At 64.9% G+C, this 12576-nt stretch carries 8 protein-coding genes; all 8 read right to left on the bottom strand.

Annotated features, from left to right (window positions below):
* Window positions 1-76: 76 nt before the first annotated feature.
* Complete coding sequence (gene rpoB / locus QX094_RS30290; RefSeq protein ID WP_315714569.1) at window positions 77-4195, bottom strand: DNA-directed RNA polymerase subunit beta; 4119 nt, start codon at window positions 4193-4195, stop codon at window positions 77-79.
* A gap of 549 nt (window positions 4196-4744) precedes the next feature.
* A complete protein-coding gene (rplL, locus tag QX094_RS30295; RefSeq protein ID WP_172108050.1) occupies window positions 4745-5122 on the bottom strand; it encodes a 50S ribosomal protein L7/L12 in 378 nt (125 codons plus the stop codon).
* A gap of 60 nt (window positions 5123-5182) precedes the next feature.
* Window positions 5183-5701, bottom strand: coding sequence for a 50S ribosomal protein L10 (gene rplJ / locus QX094_RS30300; protein ID WP_008963452.1), 519 nt, complete (start codon window positions 5699-5701; stop codon window positions 5183-5185).
* Window positions 5702-6414: 713 nt separating this feature from the next.
* Window positions 6415-7062, bottom strand: coding sequence for an Isoquinoline 1-oxidoreductase subunit (locus tag QX094_RS30305; RefSeq protein ID WP_315714570.1), 648 nt, complete (start codon window positions 7060-7062; stop codon window positions 6415-6417).
* Window positions 7059-9239: a xanthine dehydrogenase family protein molybdopterin-binding subunit gene (locus QX094_RS30310; RefSeq protein ID WP_315714571.1), complete on the bottom strand. Its 2181-nt coding sequence runs from the start codon at window positions 9237-9239 to the stop codon at window positions 7059-7061. Before QX094_RS30310 ends, QX094_RS30305 begins: the two co-directional genes overlap by 4 nt.
* A gap of 2 nt (window positions 9240-9241) precedes the next feature.
* Entirely contained in the window at window positions 9242-9706 is a 465-nt protein-coding gene (locus QX094_RS30315; protein ID WP_315714572.1) for a (2Fe-2S)-binding protein, read from the bottom strand.
* A gap of 164 nt (window positions 9707-9870) precedes the next feature.
* The gene (locus QX094_RS30320; RefSeq protein ID WP_316173992.1) at window positions 9871-10821 is read right to left on the bottom strand and encodes a 2-hydroxyacid dehydrogenase; all 951 of its coding nucleotides are present in this window, start codon (window positions 10819-10821) and stop codon (window positions 9871-9873) included.
* Between the two features lie 35 nt (window positions 10822-10856).
* A complete protein-coding gene (locus tag QX094_RS30325; RefSeq protein WP_316164566.1) occupies window positions 10857-12569 on the bottom strand; it encodes a bifunctional protein-serine/threonine kinase/phosphatase in 1713 nt (570 codons plus the stop codon).
* Window positions 12570-12576 lie beyond the last annotated feature (7 nt).

The following is a 12576-nucleotide window of genomic DNA, read 5'->3' on the forward strand; positions in this document are numbered from 1 at the left end:
CGGGCGCCTTGTCCTGACCCGCGGGGGAAGGCGCCGGCACCCGGCCGTCCGAGACGGCCGGGCATGACCTCTTGAACTACTCGGCGGCTTCCGACGTCGGCGCCGGTCCGAGCTTGGAGTTGTGCAGGTCGACGTTGAGGCCGAGCGAGCGCATTTCCTTGACCAGCACGTTGAACGATTCCGGAATACCGGCCTCGAACGTGTCGTCGCCGCGCACGATCGCCTCGTAGACCTTGGTGCGGCCGGCGACGTCGTCCGACTTCACCGTCAGCATCTCCTGCAGCGTGTAGGCCGCGCCGTAGGCTTCGAGCGCCCACACCTCCATTTCGCCGAAACGCTGGCCGCCGAACTGGGCCTTGCCGCCCAGCGGCTGCTGGGTGACCAGCGAGTACGGGCCGATCGAACGCGCATGGATCTTGTCGTCGACCAGATGGTGCAGCTTCAGCATGTAGATGTAGCCGACCGTCACCTTGCGATCGAACGCATCGCCGGTGCGGCCGTCATAGACCGTCGACTGACCGGATGCGTCGAGGCCGGCGAGCTTCAACATCTCCTCGATGTCGGCCTCCTTGGCACCGTCGAACACCGGCGTGGCGATCGGCACGCCGCGGCTCAGATTGTGACCAAGCTCGATCAACTCGTTGTCGTTGAGCGACTTGATGGTCTCGTCATCGCCGTAGATCCGCTTCAAGGTCTCCTTCAGCGGCTTGACGTCCTGCTTCGACAGGTAGGCATCGACCGTCTGGGCGATGCGCTTGCCGAGGCCGGCGCAGGCCCAGCCGAGATGGGTCTCGAGGATCTGCCCGACGTTCATGCGCGAGGGCACGCCGAGCGGGTTCAGCACGATGTCCGCATGGGTGCCGTCCTCGAGGAACGGCATGTCCTCGATCGGCACGATCTTGGACACGACGCCCTTGTTGCCGTGACGGCCCGCCATCTTGTCGCCCGGCTGGATCTTGCGCTTCACGGCGACGAAGACCTTGACCATCTTCATCACGCCGGGCGGCAGCTCGTCGCCACGCTGCAGCTTCTCGACCTTGTCGAGGAAGCGCTGTTCCAGCCCCTTCTTCGACTCGTCGTACTGCTTCCGCATGGCCTCGATCTCGGCCATCAGCTTGTCGTTCGGCGAGGCGAACAGCCACCACTGCGACTTCGGATACTCGTCGAGCACCGCACGCGTGATCTTGGTGTCCTTCTTGAAGCCCTTCGGCCCCGAGATGCCCTGGCGGCCGTCCAGCATGTCGGCGAGACGGCTGTAGACGTTGCGGTCCAGGATCGCCTGCTCGTCGTCACGGTCCTTGGCCAGACGCTCGATCTCTTCCCGCTCGATCGCCAGCGCACGCTCGTCCTTGTCGACGCCGTGACGATTGAAGACGCGGACCTCGACGATCGTGCCCTGCACGCCCGGCGGCACCCGCAGCGAGGTGTCGCGAACGTCGGAGGCCTTCTCGCCGAAGATGGCGCGCAAGAGCTTTTCTTCCGGCGTCATCGGGCTCTCGCCCTTCGGCGTGATCTTGCCGACCAGGATGTCGCCGGCGCGCACCTCCGCGCCGATATAGACGATGCCGGCTTCGTCGAGGTTCTTCAGCGCCTCTTCCGACACGTTCGGAATGTCGCGCGTGATTTCCTCCGGACCCAGCTTGGTGTCGCGGGCCATCACCTCGAATTCCTCGATGTGGATCGAGGTGAAGACGTCCTCCTTCACGATCCGCTCGGAGAGCAGGATGGAGTCCTCGAAGTTGTAGCCGTTCCACGGCATGAACGCGACCAGCACGTTGCGGCCGAGCGCGAGCTCGCCGAGATCGGTCGACGGACCGTCAGCGATGATGTCGCCCTTCTTGACGATGTCGCCGACCTTCACCAGCGGACGCTGGTTGATACAGGTCGACTGGTTCGAGCGCTGGTACTTCATCAGCCGGTAGATATCGACGCCCGACTTGGTCGGATCGAGATCTTCCGTGGCGCGGATGACGACGCGGGTGGCGTCGATCTGGTCGATCACGCCCGAGCGGCGCGCCGCGATCGCGGCGCCCGAGTCACGGGCAACCACGCCTTCCATGCCGGTGCCGACGAACGGCGCCTCGGCGCGAACCAGCGGCACCGCCTGGCGCTGCATGTTCGAGCCCATCAGCGCGCGGTTGGCGTCGTCGTTCTCGAGGAACGGGATCAAGGCCGCGGCAACCGAAACCAGCTGCTTCGGCGACACGTCCATGTAGTCGACCTTGTCGGGCGTCATCGGCACGACTTCGCCGGCATGACGGCAGACCACGAGGTCCTCGGTGAAGCGGCCCTTGGCATCGAGCGGCACGTTGGCCTGCGCGACGCGGTAGCGCCCCTCCTCCATGGCGGACAGATACACCACCTCGTCGGTGACGCGGCCGTCCTTGACCTTGCGGTACGGCGTCTCGACGAAGCCATACTTGTTGACGCGGGCGAACGTCGCCAGCGAGTTGATCAGGCCGATGTTCGGACCTTCCGGCGTCTCGATCGGGCAGATGCGGCCGTAATGCGTCGGATGCACGTCGCGCACCTCGAAGCCGGCGCGCTCGCGCGTCAGACCGCCCGGTCCAAGCGCCGACAGGCGGCGCTTGTGGGTGATCTCCGACAGCGGGTTGGTCTGGTCCATGAACTGCGACAGCTGCGACGAGCCGAAGAACTCGCGCACCGCGGCCGCGGCAGGCTTGGCGTTGATCAGGTCCTGCGGCATCACGGTGTCGATGTCGACGCTCGACATGCGCTCCTTGATGGCGCGCTCCATGCGCAAGAGACCGATGCGGTACTGGTTCTCCATCAGCTCGCCGACCGAGCGGACGCGGCGATTGCCGAGATGGTCGATGTCGTCGATCTCGCCCTTGCCGTCGCGCAGGTCGACCAGGGTCTTGATGACCGCCAGGATGTCTTCCTTGCGCAGAGTGCGCTGGGTGTCCGGCGCATCGAGCTCGAGGCGCATGTTCATCTTGACGCGGCCGACCGCGGAGAGGTCGTAGCGCTCGGCATCGAAGAACAGCGACTGGAACATCGCCTGCGCCGAATCGAGCGTCGGCGGCTCGCCCGGACGCATCACGCGGTAGATGTCGAACAACGCGTCCTCACGCGTCATGTTCTTGTCGGCCGACAGCGTATTGCGGATGTAGGGGCCGACATTGACGTGGTCGATGTCGAGCAGCGGCAGGTCCTTGTAGCCCTGCTCGTTCAGCACCTTGAACAGCTTGTCGGTGATCTCCTCGCCGGCCTCGGCATAGATCTCGCCGGTCTTCGGGTTGACGAGATCCTCGGCAATGTAGTTGCCGAGCAGCTCCTCGTCCGACATGCGCAGCGCCTTCAGCCCCTTCTCCTGGAGCTGGCGGGCGGCGCGGACGGTGAGCTTCTTGCCGGCCTCGAGCACGACCTTGCCGGTGTCGGCGTCGATCAGGTCGTTGACGGTCGAATAGCCGCGGAAGCGGTTGGCGTCGAACGGAACGCGCCAGCCTTCCTTGATGCGCTTGTAGATCAGCTTCTTGTAGAAGGTCGACAGAATCTGCTCGCCATCGAGGCCGAGCGCGAACATCAGCGAGGTCACCGGCAGCTTGCGGCGACGGTCGATGCGCGCGAACACGATGTCCTTGGCGTCGAACTCGATGTCGAGCCAGGAGCCGCGATACGGGATGACGCGGGCGGCGAACAGCAGCTTGCCCGACGAGTGGGTCTTGCCCTTGTCGTGGTCGAAGAACACGCCCGGCGAACGGTGCATCTGCGAGACGATGACGCGCTCGGTGCCGTTGACGATGAAGGTGCCGTTCATGGTCATGAGCGGAATGTCGCCCATGTACACGTCCTGCTCCTTGATGTCCTTGACCGACTTCGCGCCGGTCTCCTCGTCGATATCGAACACGATGAGGCGCAAGGTCACCTTGAGCGGCGCAGCGAAGGTCATGCCGCGCTGACGGCACTCGTCGACGTCATATTTCGGCGGCTCGAACTCGTAGCGGACGAACTCCAGCATCGAGGTGCCGGAGAAGTCGGAGATCGGGAATACCGAGCGGAACACCGCCTGCAGGCCCTCATCCGGCCGGCCACCCGTGGGCTCGTCCACCATCAGGAACTGGTCGTAGGACGCCTTCTGAACCTCGATGAGGTTCGGCATCTCCGCGACTTCCTTGATGTGTCCAAAGAACTTGCGAACGCGTTTGCGACCGGTGAATGTCTGCTGCGCCATCGTGGCCTCTCATTTCGTCGCCCGGAGGGGCGAACCTTCCGAAACAGCGGCTGCCACCGCCCCTTCGGGTTGAATTTCGATCCATTTCGAGGATCTGAGGCCCAGAGCCGGAACGGAAATGTCCCAGATCTGTTCTTCAGACCAGCAAAACGCAAAACGACGCGCGAGGCGCGAGGACGCACCCGCTCGTCACAACCATCTCGTCACGGACTGCAAAAGCCCGAAATTGCCTATCTCCCAACGGCTTACGGACGGAGACGCCACTCCACCGATCAACCGGCTTTTCGTGCTGCCGACCCAATATGGGTTGACAATAATCGAGATTCGAGAGCGAAGCCCCTAAATCTCCACACTTTTCCGTGTTCGGCCCACAACGGACGGTTCCGTTGCACGCCTTTTGCAGTGATTCCGAGCCGCGCCCAATACCCCTGCAAAACTCCTTGTCCACATGATGACCGGGCGATGTTACCACCCGGTCATCATAATCTGTCGAAAGCCCCCGGACCCGCCCATGGCAGCCCGGGGACTTCGTTCGCGCAATCGAAGCGATTACTTGAGCTCGATCTTGGCGCCGGCCTTCTCGAGCTGAGCCTTGATCTTCTCGGCCTCGTCCTTGTTGACGCCTTCCTTGACCGGCTTCGGAGCGCCCTCGACCAGGTCCTTGGCTTCCTTCAGGCCCAGGCCGGTGATGGCGCGGACTTCCTTGATGACCTCGATCTTCTTGTCGCCGGCCGAAGCCAGGACAACGGTGAACTCGGTCTTCTCTTCCGCCGGAGCGGCAGCGGCGCCACCAGCGCCCGGAGCGGCGACGGCCACGGCGGCCGCGGCGGACACGCCCCACTTCTCTTCCAGGAGCTTCGCGAGCTCAGCAGCCTCGAGAACGGTGAGGGCCGAGAGGTCGTCGACGATCTTCTGCAGGTCAGCCATTGATGTAGTCCTTTAGTGTGGTTCGGTTCGAAACCAGGTTGTGAGTGTTTGCGAAGGGCGTCAGGCCGCTTCGCCCTTTGAGGCATGAGCCTGAATGACGCGCGCGACCTTGGCCGCGGGAGCGTTGGCGAGCTGGGCCAGCTTGGTCGCCGGAGCCTGGATCAGGCCGACGAGCTTGCCGCGCAGTTCGTCCAGCGACGGCAGCGAGGCCAGAGCCTTCACGCTGTCGACATTCAGGACGGTTGAGCCCATCGAGCCGCCGAGAATGACGAACTTTTCGTTCGCCTTGGCGAATTCGATGGCAACCTTGGGCGCCGCGACAGGATCGTTCGAAGTTGCGATCACGGTCGGCCCCTTCAACAGGGGACCGATGCCGACGACGTCCGTGCCTTCAAGAGCAATTTTGGCGAGACGGTTCTTCGAGACCTTCACCGATGCGCCAGCCTGCTTCATCTGCTTGCGCAGGTTCTGCATCTGAGCCACGGTGAGGCCGGAATAGTGAGCGACGACGGCAACGCCCGTGGTCTTGAAGACCTCGTGCAGCTGCTCGACCGCCTCTTTTTTTGCCGCTCGTTCCACAGCAAGCTCTCTCCGGTTGGCGGCCTTCGCCCGAAAGCGGGACCGCCGGGTTGCACCCGCCGTCCCACCAAACCTGACCTCCGGACGGAAGAACCCGAGGACACGAAAGGCAAAACGGCGATGAATAGCCTGCCCTTCCGAAAGCCCTGAGAGCCCGCGGAGTGTCGAGGTTCGAACCAAACCTGCATGCCACCACGACAAAGGCAGTGGACATGCCGAAATCCGGTCTTCACCCGTCTATGCAGGCTGGATGATTAAGCCATTGAGGAAACTGGATTTCCGCGCCGGCGCCTGCAGTCTCGGACAGGATTCGGAGTGATCGGCGAACCGACCTCCCCTGCGGCATTCGAGAGCAGAAAGATCCTTCTTCCTTCCGAGAAATCCAAACGGATATCCTCAAAAGGAATGCTGGCTCCTCTCAACTTTCGGAATGCGCGCACAGGCGCGCCAGCAACAGCCGGCCCGCCTGGAAGCCGGTTCTTTAACGGGTCCATTGCGACTTGCCAAGACCCCAAGAGCAAAAATCGCACCAGTTGGGCCATGCCGTGGAGCCGGGTGGGAGCCCCGTCGCCCGGATGAGCGACAGCCGGCGCGCGGGACGCGCGTCGGCGATAGCGACATGCGGGGTCTCACGTGCTCTGCCGGAAACCCCGGATGTCGGCAGCGCTCATCAGGGCCACGGGGCATTGCACGCGCAGGGGCACAATCCCGCCTCAGCCCTTCGGACAGGCCGCTCCGGCGTCGGCCCAGGCCTTGATCAGCTCGCCGAACTGCTTCTGGGTTCCCGGGGCCGGGGTCCGCCCAGCTCCCGGATTCCAGCCCCAGCCGACCAGCTCATCCTCAGCCATATGGTGAATCAGCTGCGCCATGGTCTTGCCGCCGTTGCGATTTGGATCCTTGATCTGTGCGCAGATCTGGCCGAGCGACTTGCCCTGCCAAGCCATCTCGATCGGGGCCAGCTGCCACTTGGGATTACCGGGCACGCGCGCCGCGTCGAAATTGGCCTCGTGGTGGCAGGTCGTGCAGGCGAGCCCGCCGGGCGCACCCATGCCAGCCTCGCCGCGGACCACCAGCGGCTGATGCGGAATCATCCTATCGGTCTGGGTCGGCCGGTCGCCGGCCGGGTGGCAGTTCATGCATCGCGGCGACTGCAGCACCTTGCCGGCCTCTTCGAACAGCGCCACGGCGCGCTCGTCCTTGCTCTTGATCCTGGCGAAGTCCGCCACCGGCTTGAGCCCGCCGGCGACGTGCGTGGCCTCGGGCGCCGCATCGGCGCGCCGCAGTGCCGGCAGGGCTACGATCGCAACCGCAGCCAGGCTGCCAGCGAGCAGCGCCATCGTCGCCGTTCTGAACGGGCTCATGCGGTGTCTCCCGGCCGGATCGGCAGTTGGGTCGGGCGCGGCAGACCCAGCCTGGCCATGGCGTTGGCGACGGCAGGTCCCAGCGGCGGCACGCCGGGCTCGCCGACTCCCGAGGGTTTCTCGGTCGACGGCACGATCGCAACCTCGATCTGCGGCATCTCGTGGATGCGCAGCGAGCGGTAGGTGTCGAAATTGCCCGACACCGGTCGTCCCTCGTCGAGCGGCTGCTGCGCATAGAGGATGTGGCCGAGCGCAAAGCCGATGCCGCCCTCCATCTGGGCGCGGATGATGTCGGGATTGACTGCGACGCCGCAGTCGACAGCGCACCACACCTTGTGCACGACCGGTCCGTCGGCCCCCATCGACAGCTCGACCACCTGGGCGACGTAGGTGTTGAAGCTCTCGACCACGGCAACGCCGCGGGCGCGGCCCGCCTCGAGCTTGGCGCCCTTCCAGTCCGCGAGCTCGGCGACCGCCTTGAGCACACCGGCGTGACGCGGCTTGTCGGCCATCATCGCCAGTCGTCCCTCCACAGGATCCTGGCCGGCGGCTTCGAGCAACTGATCGACGAACGCCTCGACGGCGTAGCCAGTATGGGTGTGGCCGACCGAGCGCCACCACAGCACGGGCACGCCGACATCGACCTGATGCAGGTCGCAGCGGAAATTCGGCACCTGGTAAGGGATCTCGTTGGAGCCCTCATAGGCCGTCGAATCGAGGCCGTTCTTCATGGTCATCGCCTCAAACGGCGAGCCCTTCATGATCGACTGCCCGACGATCGTATCCGACCACGCCACGATCTTGCCGTCGCGGACCACACCGCGCATTCGGTGCAGGCTGAATGGTCGGTAGTAGCCGCCGCGCATGTCATCCTCACGGGTCCACACCAGCTTGACCGGACGTCCCGGCCCGATCGCCTTGGCGACCTGCGCCAGCTCCATGGCGACGTGGGTCGACTGCTGCGCCCGCCGGCCGAAGCTGCCGCCGGCGAGAATCGTCTTGAGATCGACTTTGGCGATGTCGAGCCCAAGCACCTGCGCGATCACGGCGTGATCAGGCGTCGGAAACTGGCTGCCATAGCGCGCCGAGGCGGTATCGCCCTTCCAGTGAATGAAGGCGTTGATTGGCTCCATCGGCGCATGGGCCAGATAGGGAAAGACGAACTCGGTCTCGATCAGCTTGCCGCCCTTGGCGATCTCGGCGTCAACGTCGCCCTCCTGCTTCACCAGGGCGCCCTGCTTCTTCGCACGGGCGCGAAACTCCTCCAGCAGTTGCGCCGTGCCGCGCGTCTCCGCCTTGCTGTCGTCCCAGGTGATCTTGAGAAGGTCACGTGCCGTCTTCGCCGGCCAGAACCCCTCGGCATAGACGGCTACACCGTTCGGCACCTCCTTGACGTCGACCACTCCCGACACGGCCTTGGCCGCCGACGCGTCGAACGACGCCACCGTGCCGCCGAACCGCGGCGAGCGCGCCACCAACACGGTCAACGTCCCCGGATCCTTGATGTCGAGCGTGTACTCGGCCGAGCCGTTCGACTTCGCCACGCTGTCGAGCCGGGTTACAGCGCCTTCCTTGCCGATCAGCTTGAAGGCGGAGGAATCCTTGAGCTGCGGGTTCGCCGGCACCGGCTGTTGCATCGCCTTGGCGGCCAGCGCGCCGAAACCGCTCTGCTTGCCGGAGGGATGTCTGACGATGCCTTTGTCGACCGTGATCTCCTCAGCCGGCACCTTCCATTCGTCGGCGGCCGCGGCCACCAGCATCGCGCGCGCGGCAGCGCCGACCTTGCGCATCTGCTCGTAGGAATTGGCGATTGCGCTGGAGCCGCCGGTACCCTGCACCCCGAACAGCAGGTTTTTGTAGAGCACCGGATTCGAGGGCGCATGATCGGCGCGCATCTGCGACCAATCGGCATCGAGCTCCTCGGCCACCAGCGTGGCCATGCCGGTGAACGGGCCCTGCCCGAACTCGATGTGCTTGCAGAGAACGGTGACGGTGTCGTCCTGGCCGATCACAAGGAACGTGTTCGGCGCGATGTTGACGGACTTCGCCGCGTCTTGCGCGTAAGCGACACCATTGCGGGCGACATAGGTGGCGAGCGCCAGCCCCGCTCCCGCCTTCAGCAGCGAGCGGCGGGACAATGTCGGAGCGGACGTGGCGGGCTTCATATGCACATTCATGATCAGCCCTCCAACGTCTTGGCTGCGGTATGGATGGCAGCGCGGATGCGCACATAGGTGGCGCAGCGGCAGATGTTGCCGTTCATCGCGAGATCGATGTCCTCATCGGTCGGCTTGGGATTAAGGCCGAGCAGCGCGACCGCGCTCATGATCTGGCCGGACTGGCAGTAGCCGCATTGGGGCACGTCGAGTGCCGCCCAGGCCTTCTGCACGGCCGCACCTTCCTTGCCGCTCAGCCCTTCGATGGTGGTGATCTCGCTCTTGCCCACCGCCGACACCGGCAGCGAGCAGGAGCGAACGCTCTGGCCGTCGAGATGCACGGTGCAGGCACCGCACTGCGCCACGCCGCATCCGTATTTGGTGCCGGTCAGCCCGGCATTGTCCCGGATCGCCCATAACAAGGGCGTATTCGGGTCGACGTCGATCTGATGCTCGCGCCCGTTGATCTTGAGGGTGAACGCCGCCATGCCGCTCTCCTGAATTGCAGGAGAGGAACTTAGAAGCGTTTGAAAATCACTCGCAATTCACAGAGGCGTGCAGTGCGTCAGAATATTTCTGCACCACGCGTGGAACTTATCTGCGGTCTGCGCGTTTGGCGTTGCGGTGCTGGGGGAGCGCCATCTGCGCTTGCCTATCCGACCCGAAACGGCAGTGGCTCCCCTGCAAAGAACGCCGTGAGATTGGCCACCACGCATTCCTGCATCGCCACGTGAGACTCGCGGGTGTTGCCGCCGATATGCGGCGTGACCACCACGTTCTGCAACGACGTCAGCCCATCCGGGGCGTGCGGCTCGGTTTCGAATACGTCGAGCCCGGCGCCAGCGATGATGCCGTCCTTCAGCGCTGAAAGCAGCGCCCTTTCGTCGATCACGGAGCCACGCGAGATGTTGACGACATGGCCGTCGGGCCCGATCTTCTTCAGGAGATCGGCATCGACGACGTGCGTGGTCTCCGCGCCGGCGCGGACCGCGATCATCAGCACGGTGCACCATTCGGCCAAGGCATCAAGGCTTGAAAAATACTGATACGGCAGATCGTCGTGGCGCGTGCGGCTGAAATAGCCGACCTCGGTCTCGAAAGCGGCGACGCGCGCGGCGATCTTGCGGCCGATTTCGCCCATCCCGTAGACGCCGACCTTGCAGCCGGACAGACCAGGCGGCGGCTTCAACAGCGGCGACGGCCGGGCCTCCACCCAGCCACCGGTGCGCACATAGGAATCCGCCGCCGTCAACCGCCGCACGCTCGCCAGCATCAGCATGAGCGCGATATCGGCGACCGCTGCAGCGTTCGCGCCGGGACTATGGCCGACCACGATATTGCGCGCCGCGGCCGCCTTCAGGTCGACGCCATCATAGCCCGTGCCGTAACAGACGATGGCCCCGAGCGCCGGCAGCCGGTCCATGTCGTCGGCCCCCAGAGGCGTGCCGCCGGCTGTGATCAGGGCGCGGATCTGCGCAACCTCCGCCGCCGGAAACACCTCGTGCGCCGGCGTGCCGCCGCTGTCGAGCAGCTCGAAGCGATCGGCGAAGCGCTGGGTCAGCGACTTCGGCAGGCGGGAATAGATCAGGACCTTCTCGGGCATCGGGATTACCTATTCGGGCGGTCGCACGTCGCCACTCAGTGTCGCGTCAGCAGGCTCAGCAGAATGATGATGATGATGAATTGAAGCGCGCAGAGCATCCTCCAGAACAACAGCGGATTGCGGTCGTGAAGCGAGCGACGCTTGGCGATCGCCGGACCCGCCCATGACGCACCGTTCTCCAACTCGTGGGCGAATTCGATGGCATCACCGTAACGCTGTGCAGGATCGACGTTCAACGCCTTTCCGATCACGGCGTCGAGCCAGGCCGGCAGTTCCGGCCGGTAGCGTGAAATCGGCACCGGTTTGCCGAAGCGCGGGCGCGAGAACGGCTCGATCTCGCCGAACGGATAAGAGCGCGTGAACATGCGGTAGACGGTGACGCCGAGGGCGAACAGGTCGGACGCTTCGTCACCCGGCTTACCGGCGAACAGCTCCGGCGCCATGTAGCTCGGGGTCCCCGGAATATCCTCGGCCGGAAAGTCCTCGAACCGCGGCACGCGCGCGACCCCGAGATCGATCAGGCGCAAGCCGCCGTTCTCGAGCAGGATCACGTTGTCCGGCTTGATGTCGCGATGGATGATGCCGGCCCGGTGCAACGCCACCACCGCGCGCACGAGCTTGGTCGCGATCGCGGTGCCCTCCGCAAGCGACAATCGGGGCGGCCGGTTCAGACGCTGCTCGAGCGTCTCCCCCGCGTAGAATGGCATTGCCGAATAGAGCCGGGTCTGGCGCTCGACGGGAAGCTCGATGATCTCGCCGATCCAGATGCTGCGCACACGCGCGGCGACCCAGGCTTCGCGAATGAACGCCAGGCGGAACGAACCTTCGCTCGCGACGCGCGGATGCGGAAATTTCAGGACGACCTCCCTGTCACCCTGCCCCGCGTCGATCGCCTTGAACAGCCGGGAGTAGCGGCCATCGGAAAGGATATCGCCAAGCCGGAATCCGTCGATCACGTCACCGGGCGAAGGCAGCTCGCCGATCGGCAGGGACGAGATCGAACCTGTGAGCTCGTCGCGGTCGGCCGGCGGAAGATCGACGACGTCGAGCACCAGCGCCGTCGAATTGTCGTTGCTGCCGGCCGCAAGGGCGGCGGCGACGATTCCCCGCGCGGAATCCTCCGGGGGAGTCCGTTCGGCCAGGATCTCCTGAAGGCGCGAATCCGGCAGGATGCCGTGGATCCCGTCGCTGCAGATCAGAAACCGGTCGTGCTGACGCATGCCGAGCGTCGTGTAGTCGAAGCGGGCGAACTGCTCGAAACCGATGCCCCGGTTGAGGACGTGGGCAAGGTCAGCGCGGCCCGCGACATGGTCGGTCGTCAGACGCTCGAGGCGCCCTTCGCTGAGGCGATAGACGCGAGTGTCCCCGACGTGGACGACGTGGCAGGTTCGCCGCGACAGCACCACCGCGGAGAAGGCGCAGCTCATTCCATGCAACTCGGGGTCGACGCGGCCCTGCGCATGGATCCAGCTATTGATGGCTTCCAGCGCACGCGCGGCTCGGCTTCGCACGCCCGCCGTCTCGGGCAGAGAATGATAGGCATCGATGAAGCCGCGGACGGCGAGCTCCGCCGCCTCGCGCCCACCCTTGTGGCCGCCGACGCCGTCGGCGACGGCGGCGACGATATCGCGATCCGTCGCCCCCTGCAGGCCAAGGCGGGCGCCGACGTAATCCTCATTGTTCGGTCGCTTGCCGGTCTCGCTAGCGAAGCCGACGCGAACCTGAAGATTGCGATGCGCGCCGGCCACGCCTGAA

Origin of the sequence: Bradyrhizobium sp. SZCCHNS1050 (genome assembly GCF_032484785.1) — a bacterium.
Taxonomy (GTDB): Bacteria; Pseudomonadota; Alphaproteobacteria; order Rhizobiales; family Xanthobacteraceae; genus Bradyrhizobium.